This window comes from Tsuneonella amylolytica, from assembly GCF_003626915.1.
GTDB lineage: Bacteria > Pseudomonadota > Alphaproteobacteria > Sphingomonadales > Sphingomonadaceae > Tsuneonella > Tsuneonella amylolytica.
The window spans coordinates 2,736,031-2,762,877 of the sequence record NZ_CP032570.1 but is presented as its reverse complement, the minus strand read 5'-3'; the positions used below and the strand labels follow the sequence as shown (position 1 = coordinate 2,762,877).

27 protein-coding genes and 1 pseudogene are annotated in these 26,847 nt (G+C 67.0%); 13 read left to right on the top strand and 15 right to left on the bottom strand.

Features of this window, described 5'->3' with window-relative positions; genetic code table 11:
* The first annotated feature begins 1 nt into the window (after position 1).
* The 3 genes from D4766_RS13505 (at position 2) to D4766_RS13495 (ending at position 2,357) form a co-directional block, all read left to right on the top strand.
* Entirely contained in the window at positions 2-748 is a 747-nt protein-coding gene (locus tag D4766_RS13505) for an RNA methyltransferase (protein WP_194955770.1), read from the top strand.
* Positions 749-896: 148 nt separating this feature from the next.
* On the top strand, positions 897-1,511 hold the full coding sequence (gene rpsD / locus D4766_RS13500; protein WP_120717913.1) for a 30S ribosomal protein S4: 615 nt from the start codon (positions 897-899) through the stop codon (positions 1,509-1,511).
* 81 nt (positions 1,512-1,592) lie between these two features.
* On the top strand, positions 1,593-2,357 hold the full coding sequence (locus tag D4766_RS13495; protein WP_120717912.1) for a M50 family metallopeptidase: 765 nt from the start codon (positions 1,593-1,595) through the stop codon (positions 2,355-2,357).
* Positions 2,358-2,599: 242 nt separating this feature from the next.
* On the opposite strand, the gene D4766_RS13490 is transcribed toward D4766_RS13495, so the two are convergent.
* From D4766_RS13490 to D4766_RS13455, 8 genes are all read right to left on the bottom strand, one after another.
* Complete coding sequence (locus tag D4766_RS13490; RefSeq protein ID WP_120717911.1) at positions 2,600-2,908, bottom strand: chorismate mutase; 309 nt, start codon at positions 2,906-2,908, stop codon at positions 2,600-2,602.
* 37 nt (positions 2,909-2,945) lie between these two features.
* On the bottom strand, positions 2,946-3,626 hold the full coding sequence (locus D4766_RS13485; RefSeq protein ID WP_120717910.1) for an SDR family NAD(P)-dependent oxidoreductase: 681 nt from the start codon (positions 3,624-3,626) through the stop codon (positions 2,946-2,948).
* Complete coding sequence (gene tgt, locus D4766_RS13480; protein WP_120717909.1) at positions 3,623-4,750, bottom strand: tRNA guanosine(34) transglycosylase Tgt; 1,128 nt, start codon at positions 4,748-4,750, stop codon at positions 3,623-3,625. Before tgt ends, D4766_RS13485 begins: the two co-directional genes overlap by 4 nt.
* A 5-nt stretch (positions 4,751-4,755) precedes the next feature.
* Positions 4,756-5,700, bottom strand: a complete 945-nt coding sequence (locus D4766_RS13475; protein WP_120717908.1) for a DUF481 domain-containing protein — start codon at positions 5,698-5,700, stop codon at positions 4,756-4,758.
* Positions 5,701-5,717: 17 nt separating this feature from the next.
* Positions 5,718-6,482, bottom strand: coding sequence for an ABC transporter permease (locus D4766_RS13470; RefSeq protein WP_120717907.1), 765 nt, complete (start codon positions 6,480-6,482; stop codon positions 5,718-5,720).
* The gene (locus D4766_RS13465) at positions 6,479-7,429 is read right to left on the bottom strand and encodes an ABC transporter ATP-binding protein (protein WP_120717906.1); all 951 of its coding nucleotides are present in this window, start codon (positions 7,427-7,429) and stop codon (positions 6,479-6,481) included. The genes D4766_RS13470 and D4766_RS13465 overlap by 4 nt, the downstream gene beginning before the upstream one ends.
* A gap of 100 nt (positions 7,430-7,529) precedes the next feature.
* Complete coding sequence (locus D4766_RS13460; RefSeq protein ID WP_120717905.1) at positions 7,530-8,036, bottom strand: hypothetical protein; 507 nt, start codon at positions 8,034-8,036, stop codon at positions 7,530-7,532.
* Positions 8,037-8,126: 90 nt separating this feature from the next.
* Complete coding sequence (locus D4766_RS13455; protein WP_120717904.1) at positions 8,127-9,545, bottom strand: 8'-apo-carotenoid 13,14-cleaving dioxygenase; 1,419 nt, start codon at positions 9,543-9,545, stop codon at positions 8,127-8,129.
* A gap of 58 nt (positions 9,546-9,603) precedes the next feature.
* On the opposite strand from D4766_RS13455, the gene D4766_RS13450 reads away from it, so the two are divergent.
* Positions 9,604-10,194 (top strand): TetR/AcrR family transcriptional regulator, encoded by a 591-nt coding sequence (locus D4766_RS13450; protein ID WP_234024823.1) that lies wholly within the window; start codon positions 9,604-9,606, stop codon positions 10,192-10,194.
* On the opposite strand, the gene queA is transcribed toward D4766_RS13450, so the two are convergent.
* The 5 genes from queA to D4766_RS13425 form a co-directional block, all read right to left on the bottom strand.
* Positions 10,164-11,186 carry a tRNA preQ1(34) S-adenosylmethionine ribosyltransferase-isomerase QueA gene (gene queA / locus D4766_RS13445; protein WP_120717902.1) on the bottom strand — a complete coding sequence of 341 codons (1,023 nt, stop codon included), beginning with the start codon at positions 11,184-11,186 and terminating at the stop codon, positions 10,164-10,166. The genes D4766_RS13450 and queA overlap by 31 nt on opposite strands.
* Positions 11,187-11,205: 19 nt before the next feature.
* Positions 11,206-11,925: a peptidylprolyl isomerase gene (locus D4766_RS13440; RefSeq protein WP_120718246.1), complete on the bottom strand. Its 720-nt coding sequence runs from the start codon at positions 11,923-11,925 to the stop codon at positions 11,206-11,208.
* A 76-nt stretch (positions 11,926-12,001) separates the two neighbouring features.
* Complete coding sequence (gene coaD / locus D4766_RS13435) at positions 12,002-12,493, bottom strand: pantetheine-phosphate adenylyltransferase (RefSeq protein WP_120717901.1); 492 nt, start codon at positions 12,491-12,493, stop codon at positions 12,002-12,004.
* Positions 12,494-13,399 (bottom strand): polyprenyl synthetase family protein, encoded by a 906-nt coding sequence (locus tag D4766_RS13430; RefSeq protein WP_407701498.1) that lies wholly within the window; start codon positions 13,397-13,399, stop codon positions 12,494-12,496. It abuts the gene before it with no gap.
* Position 13,400: 1 nt separating this feature from the next.
* Positions 13,401-13,652 carry an exodeoxyribonuclease VII small subunit gene (locus D4766_RS13425; RefSeq protein ID WP_120718245.1) on the bottom strand — a complete coding sequence of 84 codons (252 nt, stop codon included), beginning with the start codon at positions 13,650-13,652 and terminating at the stop codon, positions 13,401-13,403.
* A 148-nt stretch (positions 13,653-13,800) separates the two neighbouring features.
* Between D4766_RS13425 and purL the strand changes: the two genes are divergently transcribed.
* The gene (purL, locus tag D4766_RS13420; protein WP_120717899.1) at positions 13,801-15,981 is read left to right on the top strand and encodes a phosphoribosylformylglycinamidine synthase subunit PurL; all 2,181 of its coding nucleotides are present in this window, start codon (positions 13,801-13,803) and stop codon (positions 15,979-15,981) included.
* Between the two features lie 23 nt (positions 15,982-16,004).
* Here the strand turns inward: purL and D4766_RS13415 are convergent, their stop codons facing one another.
* A complete protein-coding gene (locus D4766_RS13415; protein WP_120717898.1) occupies positions 16,005-16,847 on the bottom strand; it encodes a Coq4 family protein in 843 nt (280 codons plus the stop codon).
* Positions 16,848-16,908: 61 nt separating this feature from the next.
* A complete protein-coding gene (gene serB / locus D4766_RS13410) occupies positions 16,909-17,793 on the bottom strand; it encodes a phosphoserine phosphatase SerB (protein WP_120718244.1) in 885 nt (294 codons plus the stop codon).
* Here serB and miaA point away from each other — a divergent pair.
* The 8 genes and pseudogenes from miaA to D4766_RS13370 all read left to right on the top strand — a co-directional run bounded on the left by miaA (position 17,786) and on the right by D4766_RS13370 (position 26,839).
* Complete coding sequence (gene miaA / locus D4766_RS13405) at positions 17,786-18,727, top strand: tRNA (adenosine(37)-N6)-dimethylallyltransferase MiaA (protein ID WP_120717897.1); 942 nt, start codon at positions 17,786-17,788, stop codon at positions 18,725-18,727. The two genes, serB and miaA, sit on opposite strands and share 8 nt — an antisense overlap.
* A 134-nt stretch (positions 18,728-18,861) precedes the next feature.
* Positions 18,862-20,622, top strand: a complete 1,761-nt coding sequence (gene ilvB / locus D4766_RS13400; protein ID WP_120717896.1) for a biosynthetic-type acetolactate synthase large subunit — start codon at positions 18,862-18,864, stop codon at positions 20,620-20,622.
* Positions 20,623-20,635: 13 nt separating this feature from the next.
* The gene (gene ilvN, locus D4766_RS13395; RefSeq protein WP_120717895.1) at positions 20,636-21,151 is read left to right on the top strand and encodes an acetolactate synthase small subunit; all 516 of its coding nucleotides are present in this window, start codon (positions 20,636-20,638) and stop codon (positions 21,149-21,151) included.
* Between the two features lie 100 nt (positions 21,152-21,251).
* The gene (ilvC, locus tag D4766_RS13390; protein ID WP_120717894.1) at positions 21,252-22,271 is read left to right on the top strand and encodes a ketol-acid reductoisomerase; all 1,020 of its coding nucleotides are present in this window, start codon (positions 21,252-21,254) and stop codon (positions 22,269-22,271) included.
* A 40-nt stretch (positions 22,272-22,311) separates the two neighbouring features.
* Entirely contained in the window at positions 22,312-23,181 is an 870-nt protein-coding gene (locus D4766_RS13385; RefSeq protein ID WP_120717893.1) for an I78 family peptidase inhibitor, read from the top strand.
* A 204-nt stretch (positions 23,182-23,385) separates the two neighbouring features.
* Positions 23,386-25,062 carry a 2-isopropylmalate synthase gene (leuA, locus tag D4766_RS13380; RefSeq protein ID WP_120717892.1) on the top strand — a complete coding sequence of 559 codons (1,677 nt, stop codon included), beginning with the start codon at positions 23,386-23,388 and terminating at the stop codon, positions 25,060-25,062.
* A 108-nt stretch (positions 25,063-25,170) separates the two neighbouring features.
* A pseudogene (locus D4766_RS14090) lies at positions 25,171-25,468 on the top strand (GIY-YIG nuclease family protein).
* A gap of 333 nt (positions 25,469-25,801) precedes the next feature.
* Positions 25,802-26,839 (top strand): amidohydrolase family protein, encoded by a 1,038-nt coding sequence (locus D4766_RS13370; protein WP_120717891.1) that lies wholly within the window; start codon positions 25,802-25,804, stop codon positions 26,837-26,839.
* Positions 26,840-26,847: the final 8 nt, after the last annotated feature.

Here is a 26,847-nt window from a genome sequence, read left to right as displayed (position 1 = left end):
CGTGCAGACCGATGAACCCGCGGCGCGGGATGCGGCAGCGCCGGCTATCGTCCTGGTGCGTCCGCAGCTCGGCGAGAACATCGGCAAGGCCGCGCGCGCGATGCTCAACTTCGGTTTGACCGAAATGCGCCTGGTGGCACCGCGCGACGGGTGGCCCAATCCGTCCGCCGGACCGGCAGCGTCGGGGGCGGATGTCGTACTCGAACGCGCGCAAGTCTTCGGCAGCGTCGGCGAAGCGGTGGCCGACTGCGCGCATGTCTATGCCACCACTGTCCGCAAGCGCGGGGTGACCAAACCCGTCCTCACGCCCGAGCGCGTCGCGCGCGACATTCATTCGCAGGCCGGCAAGTCTGCGATCCTCTTCGGACCCGAGCGGTCGGGCCTGGAAACCGAAGACGTCGCTCTCGCCCGGTCGATCGTCACCGTTCCGATCAACCCCGGGTTCGGCTCGCTGAACCTGGCACAGGCGGTGATCCTGCTGGCCTACGAGTGGTCGAAGGGACAGACCCTCGCCAGCCCGCCCTCCGAAGACCTCCTACCGCCCGCCCAGCAGGACGAGCTCGACGGCATGATCGCACAGCTGGAAACCATGCTCGAACCGCGCGGGTATTTCCGGCCCGAGAGCCGCCGGGCGGCGACTACGCGAACGCTGCGATCCCTGCTCACCAAACCAGGCTGGAACCACCTGGAGGTGCGCACGCTGCGCGGGGTACTCAGCAGCTTGGCGAAACCCGGCCCCCGGGGTTGATTTCTCGCGCCGTCCTGCTATCGGCGCGCTTCGCATTTGATCCCGCACCCCGGTGAAGCGGCGATCGCGGCTGGCATTTCGGCCAGCCGGGCGAAGCCGGGTTGAACGACTGCCGTCAGGGTAGTCCAGCAAATCGAAGGAACGACACATGTCGAAGCGCAAGAGCGCCAAGCACAAACTCGACCGCCGGATGGGCGAGAACATCTGGGGTCGCCCCAGCAGCCCCGTCAACCGCCGCTCGTATGGCCCGGGCCAGCATGGCCAGCGTCGCAAGAGCAAGATGAGCGACTTCGGCCTGCAGCTGCGCGCCAAGCAGAAGCTCAAGGGCTACTACGGCGACGTCACCGAGAAGCAGTTCAAGGCGACCTACCAGCAGGCGTCGAAGATGAAGGGCGACACCGGTCAGAACCTGATCGGCCTGCTCGAGCGTCGCCTCGACATGATCGTCTACCGCGCCAAGTTCGCGCCGACGATCTTCGCCGCCCGCCAGATCGTCAGCCACGGCCACATCCGCGTCAACGGCGTGAAGTGCAATATCGCCAGCCGCCGCGTGAACGCGGGCGACGTGATCAGCCTGGGCGACAAGGCCAAGGAAATGGCGCTGATCATCGAAGCGCAGAGCCTGCCCGAGCGCGACATACCCGACTACGTCAGCACCGACGGCACCGACAAGGTCACCTTCACCCGCGTGCCAACGCTCGACGAGGTGCCCTACCCCGTCACCATGGAACCGAACCTGGTGGTCGAGTTCTACTCGCGCTGATCGATCCACGATCCTGAACAAGAGGGCGGCCCGCAACGGCCGCCCTTTTTGTTTGCCGTGACGCTCGCTACATCGGCGACGATGCGCTGGAAGACACGCCCCGCCAAGACGGCCGAGCCGGCCCGCTGGTCCCTGCCTGCGGCAAACCGGAGCGAGGCGCAGCGCAGCTATCTGGCGTTGATAGCGATCGCGACGGTGGTCGTATGGCAGTTCCCGTTCGGCCAGACCCTGCTCTATCCCTTCACGATCCTCGCGACATGGTTTCACGAGATGGGCCATGGCCTCGCCTCGATGCTGCTCGGTGCCCGGTTCGAGCGGCTGGTGATCTTCCCCGATGGATCGGGCTTTGCAATGTCGTCATGGGCAGGCGATTCACCCGGCCTGTTCCATGCGCTGACCGCGGCCGCCGGTTTGCTCGGCCCTGCCGTTGCTGGTGCCGCACTGATCGTAGCTTCGCGTTCGCGTGGTCTGACCAAGGCCGGGCTTTGGCTGCTCGGCGGTGCGCTGCTCGTGTCGACGCTGGTCTGGGTCCGCTCGGTCGCCGGGTGGATCGTGCTCCCGCCCATCGGCCTGCTTGCCATCGCGATCGCGGCACGAGGATCCGACAAGGCACGGCGCCTGACCATCGAATTTCTCGGAGTGCAGGCGATGGTCGGCGTCTGGCGGGATCTCGGCTACCTCTTCAGCGCCGGTGGCTACGTGGGCGGCCGTTTCCAGGCCTCCGACACGCAGGCGATCGCTGACGTTCTCGTGCTGCCCTACTGGGCCTGGGGGGCCGGCATTACCGGTCTGATTGCTGTGATCCTGTGGCGCGCGCTGCGCTTCGCATCGTCGCGCATACGCTAAAAACGACGATGCGCGATTTATCAATCGGCAAGATTGGAACCGGGATCGTGCTGCGCTATTGAGTGAATATCATGAACCGCTATCGTTTTGTTACGCCGCGCCGCAACGGCAAGTGGTATTCCAGTCTCGCCCAGGCCCAAGCCTTCGCCAACGCGATCGGTGCCGGGTTCCTCGACCGGCTGACTGGACGGTTCGTGGCCTATGCGGGCACAAGCTGGAAGAACGCGACTTCGCCTGATCCGCTAGTCGGATACGCGCAAGCGGTCGAATTCGACAAGTTCGTAGGCGATCGACGCTTCCACGAGTTGCTCCCAGATCCGCGCCAGATCGTCCGCCGGCAGGTCCCGTGCTGCGCTGTCGCGGCGCACGGCCTCGATGACCGCCGCCTTGCGATCCTCGTCGCGCACGTGACCCCGCTCCGGCTTGATCCGGGCGGCCGCGCGCATGTAGCCGAAGCGCCTGTCGAGCAACGCAACGAGTTCGCGATCGGTCGCGTCGACCCCTGCGCGGACCTCGGCCATCGTCGTGCAATCGTCTGGGGCAAGCGTCATCGGGTTTCCTGTCGATTGGCAGATTTTGTGGGCGGCGTCACGGTTCGATCCGGGTCCCGTCCCATGCGAAATGGCCTCCGCTGTCGAGCGGTCGGAGATCGCGGAGTACTGTCAGAAGATGACCGGCGCTCTCCTCCGGCGTGAAGAGACGGTCGCCGGGAACGGAGCGCACGAACGGCGCGCTGAGCCGGGTTTCGACCGTGCCGGGGTGGAGGGCGACGCAAACGGAATCGGGATGGGTTCGTGCGAGCTCGACCGAAAGCGTCTTCACGTTCATTGCGAGCGCCGCCTTCGCCGCGCGATAGGCGTACCACCCGCCGAGGCGGTTGTCGGAGATACTGCCGACGCGCGCGCCAAGAACGACGAACGCCGACCGTCCGGCCCGGGGCAATAGCGGCACGAAATGCTTCGCCGCCAACAGCGGGCCGGTGGCGTTCACGGCGAAGACTTCGGCCATCGCAGCGGAGTCCACCTCGCGCAGGCTTTTCTCCGGACCGCCGCCCGGGGGCGCGAGGATGCCGCTGGCGACGAATATCAGATCGACGGGCCCGCCCTCGCCGATCTCGCTCGCGGCACGCGCCAGCGTCGCCTCGTCGGTAAGGTCGATCTGGGGGCGGGCGAGCGCGATAACCTGCGTACCGGCAGCACCGAGCGCATCGACAAGCGCGCCGCCGATGCCGCCGGATGCGCCCAGCACGATGGCCCGCTTCCAGGTCATCCGCCGCGCCGGTAGTCGGCGGCGAAGGTCCGGGCGAACGCATCCATGCGCCCTTCCCCGATCGCGTCCCGCATCGCCTGCATCAACGCCTGGTAGAACGACAGGTTGTGCTCGGTCAGCAGCATCGCCCCCAGCATTTCGCCCGCCTTCGTCAGGTGATGCAGATAGGCCCGGCTGTAGGTGGCACAGACCTCGCAGCCGCACCTCGGGTCGAGGGGCGCGGTGTCCTCCGCATGGCGGGCGTTACGCAGGTTCACCGGCCCTGCCCAGGTGAAGGCCTGTCCGTTGCGGCCCGAACGGGTCGGCAGCACGCAGTCGAACATGTCGACCCCGCGCAGCACCGCCCCGACGAGGTCGTCGGGCTTGCCCACCCCCATGAGATAACGGGGAGCGTCTTGCGGCAATTGACCGGGCGCGAAGTCCAGCGTGGCGAACATCGCCTCCTGTCCCTCGCCCACCGCGAGGCCGCCGATCGCGTATCCGTCGAACCCGATGGCCCGCAGTGCTTCGGCCGAACGAGCGCGCAGGCCCTCGTCGAGCGCGCCCTGCTGGATGCCGAACAGGGCGGAGCGGGCCGCGTGCTCCCCGCCCGCATCGAAACCGTCGCGGCTGCGCTGCGCCCAGCGCATCGACAGTTCCATGCTCGCTTCGATCTCCGCCATCGGGCGGTCGGCACGCGGGCATTCGTCGAACGCCATGACGATGTCGCTGCCGAGCAGCCGCTGGATTTCCATCGAGCGTTCGGGGGTCAGCATGTGCTGCGACCCGTCGATGTGGCTGCGGAAGCGGACGCCATCCTCGGTCAGCTTGCGCAGGGACGCCAGGCTCATCACCTGGTAGCCGCCGCTGTCGGTGAGGATCGGGCGCTCCCAGTTCATGAACCGGTGCAGCCCGCCCAGCCGCGCTACCCGCTCCGCCCCCGGGCGCAGCATGAGGTGGTAGGTGTTGCCGAGCAGGATGTCCGCGCCGGTCGCGCGCACGGTCTGCGGCTTCATGGCCTTGACCGTGGCGGCGGTCCCCACCGGCATGAAGGCGGGCGTGCGGATTTCGCCGCGATACATGGCGACCGTGCCGGTGCGCGCCTTGCCGTCGGTGGCGTGGATCTGGAACCGGAAGCGGGTCATGCCGGTCAGAAGCCGTAGACGAGACTAAAGCGAGAGGTCGTGTCGGTCCCGAGCTTCCCGGCGATCGGGTTGCTGTCGTAATCGAGCGCATAGGAGAACCGCGTGCTCAACCGGTCGCTCACCCGCGCCTCCAGCCCCGTGACGAGATTGACCGTGGTCGATCGCGAATCGATCAGGGCCACCGCGACCCCGCCGGTTTCGGCCACGCCACTGGCGGTCTGCGTGAACTTCAGCCGGTCGGTCAGCGCCCAGTCGAATTCCACGCCGAGGAGGCCCGCAAGACGCGTATCGGTGGTGCCGTCGGTCGCCTCGGTAACGCGGAGCGCGGGGCCGGCCTTTACCGACAGGTTCATGTCGCTTTCCTCGACCAGCTTCGTGCCGACCCCACCCGACAGGGCATATCGCCCGTCGTAGCCCTGAAACCGGTCACGGTCGTACTGAGCGAGGCCATATACGAAGAGGTTGTCGCGCACGTCGTAACGGGGCTCGTAGGCGGCGAAAAACTTCTGGCGCGTCGTGCGCCCACCGCTCTGCTGCAGGTCGGCGCGCAGGTCGAGCTTGTGCTTCCAGTCGATGCCGGTGCGCGCGATGGCAACGGACCCGGTCAGCCCGAGAAGGTCCGAATTGCCGGTGGAGCGGAAGCCGCCCAGTTCGGCCGCTCCCTTCCATCGGTCGAACAGTCCGGCGCCGCGAATCGCCGCTTCCTCCTTGCGTCGTGTCTGGGCGGCCAGCTTCGCCTGCTCGTCGCGAAAGCCCGCATAGAGGGCGTCGATGGTGTCGACCTCGGTCGGATTGGTCGCCTTGGCAAGGTCGACGACGGTCGCCACTGCCTTCGCATCCCCGCTGTCGATCGCGGCGCGGATGATGGCCTCCACCGGTTCCGGCAAGGCGGCCGAAACGGGAGCGGCGGACACGAGCGAAATGGCGGCGATAACGATCGGCAGGCGCATGCCCGCCGCCTAGCGCCTCAGCCGCGAAGGCGCCACCCGGTGCGGAATATCCATGCGATGACGCCGATGCATACCGCCAGGGATCCGAGCGTCAGCCCGAGCGAGACGCCGATGCTGACGTCGGCCTCGCCGTAGAAAGTCCAACGAAGGCCATTCACCAGGAAGGCGATCGGGTTGAACAGCGCGACGGTCCGCCACGGTTCGGGCAGCATGTTGATCGAATAGAACGTCCCGCCGAGGAAGGTCAGCGGCGTCAGGATCAGCAGGGGGACCATCTGCAGCTTCTCGAACCCTTCGGCCCACACGCCGAGAATGAAGCCGAGCAGCGAGAAACTGGCCGAGACCAGCACGATGAACAGCAAAGCCAACACCGGATGTTCGATGCGGTAATCGACGAACAGCGTCGCGGTGAGGAGGATGATCGCGGCGAGGATCAGGCTCTTGGTCGCCGCCGCACCCACGAAGCCGAGCAATGTCTCGACCACCCCCACAGGGGCCGACAGCAGTTCGTAGATCGCACCGGTGAAGCGCGGCATATATATGCCGAAACTGGCGTTGCTCGTGCTTTCGGACAGCAGCGTCAGCATCAGCAGGCCGGGCACGATAAACGCGCCATAATCGACCCCGCCGATGTCGTTCATCCGGCCGCCGATGGCTGCGCCGAAGACGATGAAATACAGGCTGGTGGTCAGCACGGGTGCCACGAGCGAGCCGAATGCCGTACGCAGGAAGCGCATGAGTTCGTTGCGATAGATCGCGTAGGTGGAACGCCAGCCGATCATGCCGCGGCCGCCCGCTGCTTCTCTTCGACGAGATCGACGAAGATGTCCTCGAGCGAGCTTTCCTTCTGGTCGAGCGCGACGAACGCGATGTCCTGCTTGGCCAGCGCCTGCGCCAGTGCGGCGACCTCGGCCTTGCCCTTCCCCGTCCCGTCGCCGCCCCGGTAGACGAGCGTCGCGCCATCGTCCTCCAGCACCAGCGGGTATGCGCACAGCGAATCGGGCACCGCGCCGAGCGGAGTGGCGAGGCGGAAACGCGCCTCGGTCCGGCCGAGCCGCGCCATGATCGCGGCCTTGTCGTCGACGAGCAGAATGCGGCCCTTGTCGATCACGCCCACCCGGTCGGCCATCTCCTCGGCCTCCTCGATGTAGTGCGTGGTGAGGATCACGGTGGTGCCGCGTCCGCGCAGCGCGGCGATCTGGCGCCACATGTCGCGTCGCAGCTCGACATCGACCCCGGCGGTCGGTTCGTCGAGGAACAGCAGTTCGGGATCGTGCGCCAGCGCCTTGGCGATCAGCACGCGGCGCTTCATGCCGCCCGACAGCGCGCGGATCTGCTCCTTGCGCTTGTCCCACAGGCTGAGGCTGCGCAGCACCTCCTCGATACGCGCGGGATCGGGGGCGAGCCCGAAAAGTCCGCGCGAGTAGCGCACTCCGCGTTCGACCGTTTCGAACATGTCGAAGCCCAGTTCCTGCGGCACCAGGCCGATGCGCCTGCGCGCGTCGCGCCAACTGTGGCCCATGTCCTTGCCGAAGGCCGAGATCGTGCCGCCCGAAATGCGGACGATACCGCAAACCGCGCCGATCAGCGTCGTCTTGCCCGCGCCGTTGGGTCCCAGCAGCGCGAAGATTTCGCCGCGGCGGATCTGCATGTCGACGCCGTCCAGCGCCTTGAGGCCGCCGGGATAGACCTTCGTCAGGTCGCGAATGTCGAGGATCGTTTCGGCCACCGCCGCCCATCTCGTGCGTGCGAAGGCCGATGGCAAGTGGCAAAAGAAAACGGGAGGACCGCACAACGCGATCCTCCCGCATCCTGTTCGTATGTCCGGGTCAGCGCAGCAGCGCGCCGATCACCTGCTGGATCACGTAGCTCTGCGGGTCCACGCGATAGACGTAGCCGTCGTAATACCGGTACGTGCCGTCGGTGTACCGATCGCGGTACTGCTGCGGAATGTAGTAGTTCTGGTAGGCCGTCGGGAGGCGCTGGCCGACCTGCCAACGCGCCTTCGCCTGGCCCGGGGGCAGGCAACCGTTATTCTTCTTCGCGAGGCCCGGAGGGCAGTTGCTGCCGTAATAGCGGCCGTCGCGATAATAGTTGCCGTCGTTCCAGTACCCGCGTCCGTCGCCGTAATAGGCGGCGCGGCGATCGTCCCAGTCGCGGTACCGGTCCCCGGTGCGGTAGCCGAGGCGTTCGCGATACCCGTCACGGTCGCGGTCGCGGTCCCGTTCGTACTTCTGGCTGTGCTGCGGCTTGCCGGCATGCTTGGGCTTGGCAACGGCCGGACCCGCGACGAGCAGGCCCGCCGCGGCGGCGCTGGCGATGAGAAACGTCTTCATGGCTTTCGTCCTCGGTCGTTCGTCCTGATGGATGTCCAACGGACGACGCGCACGCTGGTTTCATGAACGCCGGGCAACGGGGAACACCCGTCAGGCAGGCATCCAGTTGCCGTGGAAGCCCGGCGGGACGACATGCGGGATATGCACCCGCGCGACATCGGCCAGAGTGGTGGCATCGATGATAGCGAGGTCGGTGGTGCCCGACGCTCGGTCGATGACGTAGCCCATCAGCCAACCGTCGCCTTCTTCGGCATCCGCCGACCGCGCGACGAAGACGAACTCCCCGGGCACCGCGTGTTCGCCGAGATTGCGTTCGGTCTTCTCGTCCGTTTCCAGGTCGTGGCGGATGAGCGGCGCGGCGGCGAAGAACTCCTCATCGCCTTCCTGCGGCAAGCCGGTGGACCATGCGAAGCGATAGGGGCGGCCGAAGAATCGCTCGTCGCAGCGCGGGAATTCCTGCGGGGCGGTGTCGATCGGCGCTCGCTCGACCTTGGCGCCGCTTGCCGGTTCGATCGTCCAGCGTTCGAGGCCCAGCGGCTTGCCGAATGGTCCGGCCATGTCGCCGTCAAACATGGTCTCGTAGGCGCAGACGTCGACCACGACCCGGCCCCCATCTTCTTCGTAGCTGTTGGCCACATGGAAGACGTAGGCCGGATCGACATCGTGCCAGCTCACCGTGTCGCTGTCGCGGCGGAGCAGGCCGACGCGGGCGCGGTGGGCGGCATTCCAGCGATAGGGGAACTGCTGCCCGGCGATCAGCGCCTTCATCGAGAACGTCACCGGCAGGTCGAAAATCAGGACGAAGTTTTCGGTCACGGCGCAGTCGTGGATCGACGGGCCGTTCTCCACTGCGATCGGCAGTTCGCGCAAGACCTTGCCGTCGGCGCCGAGCGCGACGTGTGTGATCCGCTTGGGCTGCGTGGCGTCGTAGCAGATCGCGTGGAATTCGCCCGTCGCCGGGTCCTCGTGCGGATGGGCTGTGAACGATCCGGCGAGGCCGCCGCCGAAGTCGCTGTAGGCGATCGTCTCGAGCTCGTCCGACAGGATGGCGGGGTAGGAACCGGCCTCCACCATCGCCAGCGTCTGGCCCGCGAACTGGACGACGTTGGTATTGACCGTATCGCTCATGCCCCGACGCGGTCCGGGTGCGGCCTTCAGGCCGGCGCGTTCCTCGATCCGGTTGGAACGGATGTAGCGGTTGCGGTACCATTCGGCCCGGCCGCCCGATAGCTTCACTCCGTGAACCATGCCGTCGCCTACGAACCAGTGATGGCCCTTCGCCTCGCCGTAGTGCGGATTGGGCCCGATGCGGACGTAGCGGCCGTCGAGTTCGGCGGGAATGGTCCCAGTGACAGGCAGGTCTTGCAGCGTGAGTTCTTCGGCCATCGGCGTGTGGATGCCGCGCATGAAGGCGTTTTCGCCGTCCAGCCGCTTGCGGTTCAGCCCCGCGACCGCACCGACGCCGGCGGTGACCGCTGAGCGGATAGTCTTTTCCAGTACGCTTGCCATAGTCGGAACGCCCTTCTAGTTGGAAGTGAACAGCGTCAACATAGCAGCGAAGTAAACAGTGTCAACATCGGAAACCGCCTATCATCACGGATCGCTTCGTTCGGCTCTGCTCGGCGCCGCCATGCAGGCCATTGAAGGGGCTGACGGCACCTTGCCGAGCCTGCGCGAACTGGCGCGCACCGTGGGGGTCTCGCCCGCGGCGGTCTATCGCCACTTCCCGGACAAGAACGCGCTCCTGGCGGCGATCGGCGAGGAAGGGGTCCACATGCTGGGCGCTGCGCAGCAGAGCGCATACGACGAAGCCGGCGGCGGGATCGCGGGGTTCGCCGGAACGGGCCGGGCCTATGTCCGCTTCGCCCTCGCCCACCCCGCGCTTTTTCGGCTGGTCTTTGCCCATGGACCAGCCTTCCCCTCGCCGAGCAAGGCGAGCGATCCCGCGAGCGACCTCCTGCGGCGCACGACCGTTGAATTGACGGGCGGCGGTCCTGCTGCGGAGACGCTGGCGCTGCGGGCCTGGGCCATCGCACACGGTATAGCGATGCTGATGCTGGACGGACGGCTGGCGCCCGAAGACGGGTTGATCGACCGATTGCTCGATACGCAGACGCTGATCCCGCGTCAGGGCAGCAGCAGTGACGAGTCCCCGTAACTGTAGAAGCGGTACCCGTCCGCGATTGCGTGGGCGTAGGCCGCCTGCATCGTTTCGCGGCCCATCAGGGCGCTGACCAGCATGAACAGCGTCGATTTCGGCAGGTGGAAATTCGTCATCAAGCCGTCGATCGCGCGGAAGCGATAGCCCGGCGTGATGAAGATCGAGGTGTCGCCTTCGAACGCGCGAATGCCGCGGTCGTCTGCCGCGCTTTCTAGCAGGCGGAGTGAAGTCGTGCCGACCGCGATCACCCGGCCCCCCGCCGCTCGCGCGGCATTGAGCCGGTCGGCGGTGGCGGCGTCGATCCGGCCCCATTCGGCGTGCATCGCGTGGTCCGCAGTATCCTCGGCCTTCACCGGCAGGAAGGTCCCCGCGCCGACATGGAGCGTCAGCGTTTCGCGCAGTACGCCCGCCGCATCCAGCGCCGCGATCAGGCCGGGCGTGAAATGAAGGGCCGCAGTGGGCGCGGCGACCGCGCCGTCCCGCTGGGCGAACATCGTCTGGTAATCGCTGCGGTCGCGCTCGTCGGTCGGGCGCTTGCCCGCGATGTAGGGCGGCAGCGGCATTGTCCCCGCCCGCTCGAGAAGCACCTCGACCGGCTCCTCACCGGCGAAGGCAAGGGTCCACGATCCGTCGGCATGCCGCTCTTCCGCGGTTGCCGTCACGCCGGCGGGAAACACCACCTCGTCGCCGTGCCGCAGACGCTTGGCGTTGCGGACGAAGGCCTGCCAGCGCCTCAGGTCGATCCGCTTGTGCAGGGTCGCGCCGATCTTCGCCTCGCCGCGCCGCCCCTCGAGTTGCGCGGGAATGACGCGGGTATCGTTGAAGACGAGCACGTCGCCGCGCCGCAGTTGCGCGGGCAGGTCCGATACCAGCCGGTCGGCTATTACTCCGCCCTCAGCAACGAGCATGCGCGCCGAATCGCGCGGCACCGCCGGACGCAGCGCAATTCGTTCGGGCGGAAGCTCGAAATCGAAAAGGTCGACGCGCATCGACGCGCCCCCTAGCCTGTCAGTTCGATTGGGGCGCGCTCAGCATGTCGGCGGTGATCGCGGAGGCGGGCGCGGCGACCGGAGCGAACTTCTGCGGCTTGCCGTCCGATGCGATCGAGGCCTGAACCACGGTCGTCGGATCGGCCGGCGGTTCGCCGCGATTGATCGCATCGACCGCGTCCATTCCGGCGATCACGCGACCGAAGTTGGTGTACTGCCGATCGAGGCTGAAGCGCGGGTAGAACACGATGAAGAACTGGCTGTTGGCCGAATCGTCGCTCGCCGCGCGGGCCATCGAGACGGTGCCGCGCACGTGCGGCATCGGATTGAATTCGGCCTTGAGGTCGGGCAGCTCCGACCCGCCGCGCCCCGTCCCGGTCGGGTCGCCAGTCTGCGCCATGAACCCTTCGATCACCCGGTGAAAGATCACGCCGTCGTAGAAGCCGGCGCGGGTCAGCGCCTTGATCCGCTCGACATGGGCGGGCGCCCAGTCGGGCATCAGGCGGATCGCCACCCGCTTGCCGTTCGACAGGTCGAGCAGCAGGATGTTCTCCGGATCCTCGGCGACGTTGAAGTCGACGAGCTTGTAGACCCGCGGACCGGCGGGAGCCGCGGCGGTCGCTTCGGTCTGGACCGCGGCCTGCGTCTCGCCCGCGGCGGCATCCTGGGCGAAAGCCGGAGTGGCGGCGCCGAGCGCGAGCGCGGCGAGAGCGCCTGCGGCAATCAGTCGGTTCAGCATGCGAAGTCCCATGGCAATTTGCGTGTCGGTTTGGCCCGCGCCTCTAGCTGCGGCGGACTGTCGTTACAATGAATGGTTAGCCGCGCGCCGGCACCCGGGCGAGCACGTCCGTTTCCACCGCCGGTGTGACGAACTTCGAGATGTCGCCGCCGTAGATGGCGATTTCCTTGACCAGCCTGCTCGCGATGGGTTGCAGGCTGACGTCTGCCATCAGGAAGATCGTGTCCACGTCCTCGTTGAGCTGGCGGTTCATGCCGGTCAGCTGGTACTCGTATTCGAAGTCGGTCACGCCGCGGATGCCGCGGATGATCGTCGCCGCGCCCATTCTTCCGGCGAAATCGACCAGCAGAGAATTGAACCCCATCACCTCGGCGTTGGCGATGCCGGCGGTCTCGCGCTTCACAATCTCGATGCGTTCTTCGTCGGAGAACATCGGCGACTTGGCCATGTTGGTCGTGACGCCGATGATCAGGCGGTCGACCAGCTTCGCGCCGCGTTCGATGATATCCATGTGGCCGAGCGTGATCGGATCGAAAGTGCCGGGATATATGCCGATGCGGTCCGCCACCTAGTGATCCCTTTCGACGATGTAGCGCGCCAGTTCGCGCAACAGGTCGGCTTCCTCGCCGTAACCGGCCAGATGGCCGATCGCCTGTTCCACCAGCGCGGTCGCCTGCGTACGGGCCGCCTCCACCCCCATCAGTTCGACGAAGGTCGCCTTGCCGGCGCCTGCATCCTTGCGCAGTGCCTTGCCGGCCATCTCCTCGTCGCCTTCCACGTCGAGCAGGTCGTCGGCGATCTGGAAGGCGAGGCCGATGTCGCGCGCGTAGTTTCGCAGCGCCCCGCGCCCTTCTTCCGGCACGCGGCCGAGGATCGCGCCCATTTCCACCGACGCGCCCAGCAGGGCACCGGTCTTCAGTTGCTGTAGCCGGGTGATGGTGTGGAGGTCGTGGTCGCCGCCGCTTTCGGCCGCGATGTCCATCATCTGGCCGCCCGCCATTCCGCCCCATCCGCTCGCCCCCGCCAGCGCGGCGACGAGTTCGGCGCGCACGAAGGGGTCGCCGGCGGTTTCCGGCATCGAGAGGATCTCGAAGGCCAGCGCGTGCAGCGAATCGCCCGCCAGCACGGCGGTCGCTTCGTCGAACTGTTTGTGCAGCGTCGGCTTGCCGTGGCGCAGGTCGTCGTCGTCCATGCATGGCAGGTCGTCGTGGATCAGGGAATAGACGTGGATCGCCTCGGCCGCGCATCCGGCTCTGACGGCGGCGTCGTGGGCAACCCCGTGCATAGACGCCACCGCCACCGTAAGCAGCGGCCGCAGCCGCTTGCCCCCGCCGATCGCGGCGTAGCGCATCGCCTCGACCAGCGGCGCGCGGGTATCGTCGGGGACGGGAAGGAAGGCGTCGAACGCGGCATCGGCGTCCTGCTGGATCCGCGCCAGCGCGCCGGCGAGCAGGCCGCCGTCCACGGTCGCCATGTCAGCCATCGCTGTCGAAGGGGACCGTGTGGCTCGGCGCGCCGTCGGGGCCGGCGACGATCTTCTCGATCCGTGCCTGCGCCGCATCGAGCCGGGCCTGGCAATGCTTGCGCAGCGCCTCGCCGCGTTCGTAGAGCGAGATCGACTGGTCGAGCGGCACTTCGCCGCCTTCCAGCTTGCGCACGACGTCCTCGAGCGCGCGGAGCGCGTCCTCGAACGTCATCGCCGAAATGTCGGGGGTTTCCTCTGCCATCGCCGTCTGCATTGACGCTGCGCACGCGGACGGTCAAGCCGCCTGCCGCTGCCGCGCGGCTCCGCATGGGGCGCGGCTGGGGAAACGTCGTCCGTCGCGGTACCGGCGGGGCTAGCCCCCCGAACGCTGCGCGGCTAAGGGCGCGCGCATGGCCGACATTACCCCCGAAGTCGTCGAGGCCCATGGCCTCAGCCCCGAGGAATACGAGCGCGTCCTCCACGCGATGGGACGCGAGCCCAACCTCGTCGAGCTCGGCATCTTCTCGGTCATGTGGTCCGAGCATTGCAGCTACAAGTCGAGCCGCCTGCACCTCAGGAAGCTGCCCACCGAAGCGCCGTGGGTGATCTGCGGCCCGGGCGAGAACGCGGGCGTGATCGACATCGGGGATGGCCAGGCCGCCATCTTCAAGATGGAGAGCCACAACCACCCGAGCTACATCGAGCCGTATCAAGGCGCGGCGACCGGCGTGGGCGGCATCCTGCGCGACGTATTCACAATGGGCGCGCGCCCCGTCGCCAACATGAACGCGCTGCGCTTCGGCCGGCCCGACCATCCGAAGATGAAGCACCTGGTGCAGGGCGTCGTCGCGGGCATCGGCGGCTACGGCAACTGCGTCGGCGTGCCGACCGTGGGCGGCGAGACGAACTTCCACCCGGCCTACGACGGCAACATCCTCGTCAACGCGATGACCGTCGGCGTCGCCGATGCGGACAAGATCTTCTATTCTGCTGCGACCGGGCTCGGCAATCCGATCGTCTATGTCGGCTCCAAGACCGGGCGCGACGGCATCCACGGCGCGACGATGGCGAGCGCGGACTTCGGCGACGATGCAGAGGCGAAGCGGCCCACCGTGCAGGTCGGCGATCCCTTCACCGAGAAGCTGCTGATCGAGGCCTGCCTCGAACTGATGGCGACCGACGCGATCGTCGCGATCCAGGACATGGGCGCGGCGGGCCTCACCAGCTCAAGCGTCGAGATGGCGACCAACGGCAAGGCGGGCATCCGCCTCGTGATGGACAACGTCCCCTGCCGCGAAGAGGGGATGACCCCCTACGAGATGATGCTCAGCGAGAGCCAGGAGCGGATGCTCATGGTCCTCAAGCCCGGCCGCGAGGCGGAAGCCGAAGCGATCTTCCGCAAGTGGGAGCTCGATTTTGCGGTGATCGGCGAGGTCACGGACACGGGCCACATGGTGCTCGAATGGCAGGGCGAGGTCGTGTGCGACATTCCCTTGGGTCCGCTCGCCGCCGACGCGCCGCTCTACGATCGTCCGGCGATGAGCCGCGAGGACTACAAGGCATGGGCCAGGGTCGCACCGCTCGGCGAGGTGCCCGAGAGCACCGACATCGGCGCGGACCTTCTGAAAATGATGGCCAGCCCCGACCTCGCCAGCCGCCGGTGGATATGGGAGCAGTACGACAGCCAGGTCGGTGCCGATACGCTTCAGCTGTCGGGCGGCGATGCGGCCGTCGTGCGCGTCCACGGCACGCGCAAGGCGTTGGCGATGACCACCGACTGCACCCCGCGCTACTGCTATGCCGACCCCTACGAAGGCGGCAAGCAGGCGATCGCGGAGGCGTATCGCAACCTCTGCGCGGTCGGCGCGAAGCCGCTGGCGGTGACCAACTGCCTCAACTTCGCCAACCCCCAGCGGCCCGAGATCATGGCGCAGCTGACCGGCTGCCTCGAAGGCATGGGCGACGCCTGCCGCGCGCTCGATTTCCCGATCGTGAGCGGCAACGTCAGCCTCTATAACGAGAGCAAGGCGACCGGCGGCGGCAGCGCGATCCTGCCCACCCCCGCGATCGGCGGAGTGGGCGTGATCGAGGATTACGCGCACATGGCGACGATCGGGTTCAAGGCGGAGGGCGAGACCGTGCTTGCGTTGGGCGCGCACTACCCCGAACTCGGCCAGTCCCTCTACCTGCGCGAACTGCACGGACGCGAGGACGGCGATGCCCCCCGCGTCGACCTGTTCGAGGAGCGCAAGCTCGGCGAGATCGTCCGCGATCTGATCGCCCGGGGCAAGGTGACGGCCGTGCACGACGTGAGCGACGGCGGCCTCCTCGTCGCGCTGGCGGAGATGGCGCTGGCGGGCGGCATCGGCGCCACGATCGACGCGATGGATACCGCGTTCGCCTTCAACGAAAGCCAGGGCCGCTATATCGTGACCGTCGCGGCAGAGGTCGAACTCGATCGTGCGGCGGTGCCCTTCGAGAAGATCGGCACGACCGGCGGCGATTCGCTGACGGTGGGCACGGACTCGGTGTCCCTCGCCGACCTGCGCGAGGCCAGCGACAGCTTCTTCCACGACTGGATGGCGAACTGAGGTAGATCCCGCTCGCCAGGCGATCAGGCAGCCAGCTTCTGCTCCTGCATCTGCTTGCCCAGCAGGTCGTAGGGATCGACCCCTTCGCTCTTCCAGACGCGGTGGCACTCGGCGTACCACTTCGCCGGCGTGATCCCGAGCGCCTTGCGCGCTTCGACTAGGTCCATCGCGAGGAGATCGCGGATCGACATCGCGACGAGCGGCGGGCAGGCCTTGCCGATGCGATGCGCCTCGCGCACCGCCTTGAACACGGGCGCCTTGCTCTTGACCTGCTTTACGATGTTGAGCGCCCCGGCATAGCCGAGCAGCAGGTGCCCGGGCGCAGGTTGCTGGCCGTGAGTGAACAGCAGCACGCACTGTTCGCCAAGCGCGTCGCGGCCGTACCCGGTCAGCACGTGCATCAGGTCGTGGGTATCGCGCTGGCGAAACCCGTACCACTGGATGAGATCGTCGTACTGCGGCCGGCCCGCCTTTTCCGATTCGGCCACCAGCCCCGCCGCCGACAGCCCTTCGCGCTCCATGAAGTCGCAATAGGCATGCGCGACCGATCCGGCAGGCAATTTGCGCAGTTCCGCATGGTCGTCGAGGATCGGAGGCAGGAATGGCTCCGCCGCGCGCAGCGCCTGGCCCGTCTCGCTGAGCGTCAACTCGCGGGCGCGCGGAAGGAACGCCTTCGAAGGCAGCGCCTCGTAGATGCCGAACACCAGCGCGGTGTTTTCCTTGTCCTTGATCAGCTCGCGGAAATTGTGGAGCGCCTTGCGCACGTTCCGCTTCGGCTGCGGGCGCGCCGGGTTGCGGAACACGGTTCCGTCGGGCGCGCAGGCGAGGTTCGGATCGGCGGGCGGGATGGCTTGCTGGTCGGTCATGTCGGCTCGCTCTACTGACAGAACTGTCAATATAGCGTTGCGAACCGCAACTGGAAAGGGACTACGCCGTGACCCATTGCTCCCGCGGGATGCCGAGGAGCGACAGCACCGCGGTGAGATCGCCGCGATCGATCCAGCCGTCGGCCGCATCCCGGGCTTTGGGCTTCGCACGGTAGGCGATGCCGTACGTCGCGGCCTGCAGCATCGGAATGTCGTTCGCCCCGTCTCCGGCGGCGAGGGAAACGGCGTGGTCGCCGATGCGCGCGGCTTCCTCTTCCAGCACGCGCTGTTTCACCGCGCTGTCGGTGATTCCGCCCGCGAGCATTCCGGTCAGCTTGCCGTCCGCCACCGCCAGCCGGTTGCCGACCACCCGTTCGAAACCGATCGTTTCGGCCACCGGATCGGCGAAATGGTGGAAGCCCCCGGTGACCAGCACCGTGCGGCACCCACGCGCCTTCAGCGTCGCCACCAGCGTCCGCGCACCATCGTTCGGGCGGATACGATCGGCAAGGCAGGTCGCGATCGTCTCCTCGGGCAGATCGGCCAGCAGCCCGACCCGTTCCGCCAGCGCGCTTGCGAAGTCGAGTTCACCCCGCATCGCCCGCTCCGTAATCGCAGCGACGCGGTCCTTCAGCCCCGCGAAGTCGGCCAGTTCGTCGATACACTCCTGCCCGATCATGGTGGAATCCATGTCGGACACGAACAGATGCGGCACCGCGATCTCGTCGGTCGCAACCAACAGGTCGGCGGGGGCGAAGTGAGCGTCCAGCAGACGGCGCAGGGTGGCCGGATCGCCTTCGGGCAGGCTCACCTGCAGTACGTCGCCGCAGAAATCGAGCATCCCGGCCATCGCCACGCGCAGCCCTTGCCCCTCCAGCGCGGCGATAGCGGCGTCGAGCCGCGTTTCAAGCGTCGCGGGGTCTGCTATCAGGCGCGCGATGAGCACGGTGCAATCTCCGAACGAGGGCGGGAAACCGAAGGTCGCGCTCATTGCAGGGCCGACCGCCAGCGGCAAGAGCGATCTCGCCGTCCGGCTGGCCATCGCACACGGCAATGCGGTGGTAATCAACGCCGACAGCGCGCAGGTCTATGCCGACCTCGCGGTCCTGAGCGCGCGGCCCACCGCCGACGAGATGCGGGGCGTGCCGCATCGCCTGTTCGGCACGTGGGTCGGGGCGTCCGCGTGTTCGGCCGCCGACTGGGCCGCTGCGGCCCGGCGCGAGATCGACGCGGCACACGGCGATGGCAAGCTGCCCATCCTGGTGGGCGGGACGGGCCTGTACCTGCGCACCCTTGTCGACGGGATCGCGCCCGTACCGCCGATCGACCCGGAGGTTCGCGAGGCGGTGCGCGCGTTGCCGGTTGCCGAGGCATACGCCGCGCTTGCCCGCGAGGATCCGCCGCGCGCCGCCAGTCTCGCCCCCGCCGACACCACGCGCGTCGCCCGCGCGCTCGAGGTCGTGCGCTCGACCGGCCGGTCGCTTGCCGATTGGCAGGCGCGGCGCGAGGGCGGCATTGGCGCGTTTGTAGAACTGCGTCCGCTGATCCTGACCGCGGAGCGCGAATGGCTGGCCGAACGCTGCGATCGCCGGTTCGCGTCGATGGTGGAAGGCGGCGCCGTAGCCGAGGTCGAGGCGCTGCTCGCCCGCAAGCTCGACCCGTCCCGTCCCGTCATGCGCGCGATCGGCGTGCCCGAGCTTGCCGGATGGCTGCGCGGGGAGCTTTCGCAAAGCCAAGCAATCGTTGCGGGCCAACTCGCCACGCGGCGCTATGCAAAGCGGCAGGCGACCTGGTTCCGGCACCAGCCCCCAGCGGATTGGCCCCGGATCGGAGCGGAAGATTGCGAAAGGGACGATGCAGTTGAAAGTTTATTGTCCTGATTGATGTTGACATGACATTTAATGTCGCTTAGCGGTCGATCTCCAAGTGAGACCCGACCCGGCGCGATCCCCCCTCCGCGCCGGGTCGTTTTATTGATGGCCATGGCAACGGGCCGAAACGAAGGAAGCTTACCGTGGAAGAGCGCAGCGGCGCGCAGATCCTGATCGAATGCCTCGCCCGCGAAGGGGTCGAATTCGTCTTCGGCTATCCCGGCGGCGCCGTGCTGCCGATCTACGACGAACTGTTTTCGGAAGCTAACAAGGGTGAGGGCGGCATCCGCCACATTCTCGTCCGGCACGAAGCGGGCGCGGCCCACGCCGCCGAAGGCTACGCGCGCAGCACCGGCAAGCCGGGCGTCGTGCTCGTGACGAGCGGCCCGGGGGCCACCAATGCGGTGACCGGCATCGCCGACGCCTACATGGATTCGATCCCGATGGTCGTCATCACCGGGCAGGTGCCGACCGCCTTGATCGGAACCGATGCTTTCCAGGAAGCCGACACCATCGGCATCACGCGCCATTGCACGAAGCACAACTACCTCGTGAAGGATCCCGCCCGCCTGCGCGCAACGATCGAGGAAGCGTTCCGCATTGCCACCACCGGCCGGCCCGGCCCGGTGCTGATCGACATTCCCAAGGACGTGCAGATCGCGAACGCCAGCTGGGACGGGCAGGACACCGCCCCGCTTCCTTCGGCCCGATACGCAGCCCCCTCGACCGGTCCGCTCGACGAGGTGCTGGAGGCGGTGGAGATGATCGCCGCGGCCGAGCGCCCTGTCTTCTACACCGGCGGTGGGATCATCAATTCCGGGCCCCGCGCGACCGAGTTGCTGCGCAAGCTGCAGGACCTCACCGGCGCGCCCGTTACCAGCACCCTCATGGGCCTCGGCGCGCTGCCTGCCGACCATCCCGACTGGCTCGGGATGCTGGGCATGCACGGCACCTACGAAGCCAACATGGCGATGAACCGCTGCGACCTGATGGTGAACATCGGCGCGCGGTTCGACGACCGGGTGACCGGCCGGCTCGATGCGTTCAGCCCGGACAGCAAGAAGATTCACATCGATATCGACCGGGCCAGCATCAACAAGATCGTGCCCGTCGACCTCGGCATCGTCGGCGATTGCGCGGCGGTGCTCGAACAGCTCGTCGCCGCGTGGGGCAACCGCAAGGGGCAGGACCTCGGCGAATGGAAGGCGCGCATCGCCGGATGGCGCGCGCGCGAAAGCCTCGCCTATCCCGAATCGCGCACCGAGATCATGCCGCAGAAGGCGGTCGAGAGGCTGTTCGCCCTCACCCGCGAGCACGACCCCATCATCACCACCGAGGTCGGCCAGCACCAGATGTGGGCGGCGCAGTATTTCGGCTTTTTCGGCCCCAACAAGTGGCTGACGAGCGGTGGGCTCGGCACGATGGGCTACGGCCTCCCCGCCGCGATCGGCGCGCAGCTCGGCAATCCCGATGCCCTCGTCATCGACATCGCGGGCGAGGCGAGCATCCAGATGAACATCCAGGAACTCGGCACCGCCAGCCAGTACCGGCTGCCGGTCAAGATCTTCATCCTCAACAACGAATACATGGGCATGGTCCGCCAGTGGCAGGAGCTGACCTACGAGAGCCGCTACTCGAATTCGTACAGCGATAGCCTGCCCGATTTCGTGAAGCTCGCCGAAGCCTACGGCTGGAAGGGCATCCGGATCGCCGACGAGGCCGGGCTCGACGCCGGCATCCAGGCGATGCTCGACCACGACGGCCCGGTGATCGTCGACTGTCTCGTCAGCAAGGAGGCCAACTGCTTCCCGATGATCCCCAGCGGCGCGGCGCACACCGACATGCTGCTGCACGGCGATATGGTCGCGGGCACGCTCGACGACGAAGCCAAGGCACTGGTCTAGGGGCGCCGGCGCAATGCATATCAAGGAACAGAGCGCCGAGCGCCACGTGCTCGCCATCACCGTCGACAACGAGGCCGGCATCCTCGCCAAGATCGCCGGGCTCTTCACCGCGCGCGGGTACAACATCGACAGCCTGACGGTGGCCGACATCAGCACCGACCATGCGGTAAGCCGGATCACCATCGTCACCAACGGACCGCCGGCGGTGATCGACCAGATCCACGCCCAGCTCGAACGGCTGGTGCCCGTACACCGCGTGGTCGACCTGACGGAGGAAGGCCCGCACGTGGAGCGCGAGCTGGCCCTGGTGAAGGTCGCCGGCACCGGCGAACACCGGGTCGAGGCGCTGCGGCTCGCCGACGTGTTCCGTGCGAAACCGGTCGATACGACCACCGAGAGCTTCATCTTCGAGATCACCGGCGCGCCAGAAAAGATCGACAGCTTCATTGCGCTGATGCGCGAACTGGGGCTGGTCGAGGTCGGCCGGACCGGTATCGTCGGAATGATGCGCGGGGCCGAAGGGGCCTGAAAGATATCGTCATCCCGGCGAAAGCCGGGATCGCTTGCAACCGGGTGCGCGCTTGCGGCACCCGATCCCGGCTTCCGCTGGGATGACGTGAGGATTGAACGTGAAAGTCTACTACGACGCCGATGCCGACCTGAACCTGATCACCGACAAGAAGATCGCCGTCGTCGGCTACGGATCGCAGGGCCACGCCCATGCCCAGAATTTGCGCGACAGCGGGGTGAAGGACGTCGCTATCGCGCTGCGCGAAGGCTCGGCCACCGCGAAAAAGGCCGAAGCGGCCGGCTTTACGGTCATGTCGAATGCCGAGGCGGCTCGGTGGGCCGACATCGTCATGATCCTCGCCCCCGACGAACACCAGGCCGCGATCTGGAACGACGATCTTGCGGGCAATATGAAATCCGGCAGCGCCATCGCCTTCGCCCACGGCCTCAACGTCCACTTCGGCCTGATCGAGGCGCCCGACGACATCGACGTCATCATGATCGCGCCCAAGGGCCCCGGCCACACGGTGCGCAGCGAATACCAGAAGGGCGGCGGCGTGCCCTGCCTCATCGCGGTCCACCAGGACGCGACCGGCAACGCGCACGACATCGCGCTCGCTTATGCAAGCGGCGTCGGCGGCGGCCGGTCGGGCGTAATCGAGACCAACTTCAAGGAAGAGTGCGAGACCGATCTTTTCGGCGAGCAGGCGGTGCTATGCGGCGGCATCACCCACCTGATCCAGGCGGGGTTCGAGACGCTGGTCGAGGCGGGATACGCGCCCGAAATGGCTTACTTCGAGTGCCTCCACGAAACCAAGCTGATCGTCGACCTGCTGTACGAAGGTGGCATTGCCAACATGCGCTACTCGATCAGCAACACCGCCGAATACGGCGACATCAAGACCGGCCCGCGGATCATCACCGACGAGACCAAAGCCGAAATGCGCCGCGTGCTCGCTGACATCCAGTCGGGCCGGTTCGTGAAGGACTTCGTGCTCGACAACCGCGCAGGCCAGCCCGAACTCAAGGCCAGCCGCAAGGCCGCCGCGGCCCACCCGATCGAACAGGTCGGTGCCAAGCTGCGCGCCATGATGCCGTGGATCGGCAAGAACAAGCTGGTCGACAAGGCGGTCAATTAGTAGCCTGCCCGCACTATCCCGGACAGACAGGAGAGCGGACATGACAGCTAAATTCTGGATTGGCGGCGCCCTCGCGCTCGCCTCGGTCGCGGCCATCGCGCAGATGCCCACCGAAAAGCCCGGCAGTGCCGACCCCGCCCGCGTCAGCGGCGGGACCTACACCGCCGATCCCAATCACACCCTCGTCGGGTGGACCGTCGATCACCTCGGGTTCTCCGACTATTTCGGCCTGTTCGGCGACGTGACCGGGACGCTCATACTCGACAAGGCGGACCCCGCCCGATCGAAGCTCGACGTGACGATCCCGATCAAGCCGGTGACCGCCAGCGCCGGGCTCAACGAGCATCTCGTCCGCCCTGGCAAGGACGGCGGCAAGCCCGATTTCTTCGGTCCGGACCAAGCGGCCGCGCGCTACGTCTCGACTTCGGTCCAGCCGAGCGCGGACGGCATGGGCGCCTACATCCTCGGCAACCTGACGCTGAACGGCGTCACGAAGCCGGTGGCGATCCAGGCGCGCTTCACCGGCGCGGGCGCGATGCGGGGGACGGAAACGGTCGGTTTCTCCGGCCGCGCCCTCATCCGTCGCTCCGATTTCGGGATCAACGGCGCGCTGCCGCTGGTGTCGGACGAAGTGGAGCTCAATCTCACCGCGGCGTTCGAGAAGGAAGCCGGCGAACCGCAGGCCCGCCCCGACCCGGGCCCCAACGCCTGCAACGCCGACAAGGTGCAGCCATGGATCGGCAAGGCCGCGACCCCGGCTGTCCGCACCGCGGTCGGCAAGGCGACCGGCGCGGGGACGATCCGCTGGCTCTACCCCGACAGCATCGTGACGAAGGACTACCGCGTCGAACGCCTCAATGTGAGTATCGACAAGGGATCCGACATCATCCGTTCGGCCCGCTGCGGCTGACGGGCACCCGCCCACCAGTTGCAACTGAAACATTTGCCCCTCCCGCGCGCATCGCGCATGGGAGGGGCATGATCCGCAGCGCGGCCCTTCTACCGCTTCGACTTACCCGCCCTTGGGCGTGACCGGCCGCGCTGCCTGACCGGCGCGCGCCGCGCCCAAGGGACCGCCGCCCCACCGAAGCAGAGATCGACCGCGAGTACCCCCATGCTGAAGAGCCCGAGCGCCAAGTACGCCGCCTTCCCCCAGGTTCCGTTGCAGGACCGCCAATGGCCCGGCCGCACGATCACCGCCCCGCCCCGCTGGCTCAGCACCGACCTGCGCGATGGCAACCAGGCCATCGTCGACCCGATGGACGCGGTGAAGAAGAACCGTTTCTTCGATCTGCTCGTCGAGATCGGCGTCAAGGAGATCGAGGTCGGCTTTCCCAGTGCCGGCGCGACCGAGTTCGATTTCATTGCCGGCCTCGTCCACTCGGGCCGCATCCCCGACGACGTGACCGTGCAGGTCCTCACGCAAAGCCGCGAGGACCTGATCCGCACCAGCTTCGCCAGCCTCGACGGCGCGCGAGCGGCGATCGTCCACCTCTACAACGCGGTCAGTCCCGCGTGGCGCGACATCGTGTTCCGCATGAGCAAGCCTGAGGTGATCGGCGTCGCGGTCGCGGGCGCGAAGGTGATGCGCGACGAAGCGGCCAAGCGCCCCGGCACCGAGTGGCACTTCCAGTACAGCCCGGAGACTTTCTCTACCGCCGAACTCGATTTCAGCATCGAGGTCTGCGAGGCGGTGATGGAGGTGCTGGCCCCCACCCCCGAGCGCCCGATCATCCTCAACCTGCCCGCCACGGTCGAGGCGGCGACGCCCAACATCTACGCCGACCAGATCGAATACTTCTGCCGCAACCTGCCGAACCGCGAGAGCGTGGTGATCAGCCTCCACACCCACAACGATCGCGGCACCGGGGTTGCGGCGGCGGAGCTCGGCCTGATGGCGGGTGCCGACCGGGTCGAGGGTTGCCTGTTCGGAAACGGCGAGCGCACCGGCAACTGCTGCCTCGTGACCGTCGCGCTCAACATGTACACGCAGGGAATCGATCCGGGCCTCGATTTCTCCGACATCGACCGGGTGATCGAGACGGTGGAATACTGCAACGCGATCCCCGTCCACCAGCGTCACCCCTATGGCGGCGAGCTGGTGTTCACCGCGTTTTCGGGCAGCCACCAGGATGCGATCAAGAAGGGGTTCGAGGCGCAACGTACGCAGAACGACGAGCGCTGGCGTGTCCCCTACCTGCCGATCGATCCCGCCGACCTCGGCCGCAGCTACGAAGCGGTGATCCGCGTCAACAGCCAGTCCGGCAAGGGCGGCTTCGCCTGGGTGCTCGAACAGGACCAGGGCCTCAAGCTGCCCAAGGCCATGCAGGCCGACTTTTCGAAGGCCGTTCAGCGCATGGCGGACGATCTGGGGCGCGAACTGGGCGCCGCCGACATCTGGCAGGCCTTCCGCGAAACCTACCACGTGCAAACCTCGGGCAAGCGGTTCCAGCTCGTCGATTACGAGGAGACCCGCGCCAGCGACGGGACCCGCGTGTTCGCCGGGACGATCGAGGTCGAAGGCAAGGCGCAGAGCGTCAGCGGGCGCGGCAACGGCCTCATCTCGTCGGTGGTCGCGACTCTGAAGGATGCCTTCGGGATCGACCTCGAAGTGCTCGACTACTCCGAACACGCACTTTCCAAGGGTTCCGACGCCCGCGCGGCTGCCTACGTCCAGTGCGCTACCGGGGATGGCCGAACGATCTGGGGCTGCGGCATCGACGAGGACGTCGCGACCGCGAGCGTGCGCGCGATCCTCAGCGCGGCGAATTCGGCGGTTGCGTCAAGGTAAGCGGGACCCCGGCTCGGGGGCCGGGGCGACGAGGAAGTGAAATGAGTTTCTCTCCATCAACGTCACCCCGGGCTCGACCCGGGGTCCCGCTTCACCTTCACAGCACCCATGGACCGGGAAATACGCGGCGGACGGGTCTACATCATGGCCGACCGCTACCGTGGCACGATGTACGTCGGCGTTACCTCCGACCTCGCCGTCCGTATCCACCAGCACCGCACCGGGAGGGGCTCCGACTTCTGCGCACGATACGGCCACACGGCTGGTCTGGGCCGACCCAAGCGACTCCATCGAATCCTGCATCGCCCACGAAAAACGCATCAAGCGCTGGCGCCGGGAATGGAAATTCGACCTGATCGAGCGCACCAATCCGGAGTGGGACGATCTGTTCAAGGTTCTGCACTGACGCCACGCCGCAATAAAAGCGGGACCCCGGCTCTAGGCCGGGGCGACTATGATTTGAGGGCCTCGCCCGCGTTTCGACGTCACCCCGGGCTCGACCCGGGGTCCCGCTATCTTCCCCGCGAGATTTTGGGAAAAGACTGCTGTGAGGTTGGGAAGCCCACGTTACGCTTTCCTACAGCCTATCGTGTCGCATAAACCATTCGGATGAGCGGCAACTCCTCTTTCAACCTTACGATCGGCGTCAGCCTCCACCCAGCCCGCCTTCCATCCCTCTGCACACTGTGACAAGTGTGACATGCCCTGAAGCAAACGAGGCCCTGCGGGAGAGCGCCAGATGACCGAAACGATCCTCGAACCCGATCTGCCGATCATCGATCCGCATCACCACCTGTGGGATCTGCGCCCGCTGGTGGGGGCCTTTCCCGAACCGCGGCACGATTTCCTCGAGGCGATCGTGGGTGCGGCGTACTACACCTTCGACGAATTGCAGGCCGATACGCAGTCGGGCCACAACGTCGTCGGCACGGTATTCATGGAATGCGGCGCCTTCTACGACGCTAGCCGCGGCGACGAACTGAAGACCGTCGGCGAGGTCGAGTTCGTCAACGGCGTCGCGGCGCAGGGCGCAAGCGGGCTATACGGAAACTACCGCCCATGCGCGGCGATCGTCGGCCATGCCGATCTCACGATGGGCAGCGGCGCGGGCATGGTGCTCGACGCGCTCAGCGCCGCCTCGCCCCGTTTCGTCGGCATCCGCCATGCCGCCGCATGGGACGCCGATCCGGAGGTGCTGGGCCCTCCGTTCCACCATCCCGCCGGTCTGTACCTGGATAACAAGTTCCGCGAAGGGTTCGCCGAGCTCGCCTCCCGCGGCCTGACTTTCGACGCATGGCTGCTCGAACCGCAACTCGGCGACCTGATCGACCTTGCGAAGACATTCCCCGACCAGCCGATCGTCCTCGACCACTGCGGAACCCCGCTCGGCATCGCGAGCTATCGCGGCAAGCTGGAGGAAAACTTCGACCGCTGGCGCACCAGCATCCGCGCGGTCGCCGAGTGCGAGAATGTTACCGTCAAATTGGGCGGGCTCGCCATGGCGTTTTGCCAATTGCCCGATCGCGGCCCCGCGGCGGGGCTCGGAAGCGAGGAACTGGCGGCGATGTGGAAGCCCTACATCGAGACCTGCATCGAAGCCTTCGGCCCGAGCCGCGCGATGTTCGAAAGCAACTATCCCGTCGACCGCTGGGGCGCGAGCTACCCGGTCCTGTGGAACGCCTTCAAACGCCTCGCTAACGGCGCGTCGGACGGCGAGAAGCGCGACGTGTTCGCCGGCACCGCGGCGCGGGTTTACGGCATCGAGCACCTGCTCTAGTCCGGTTG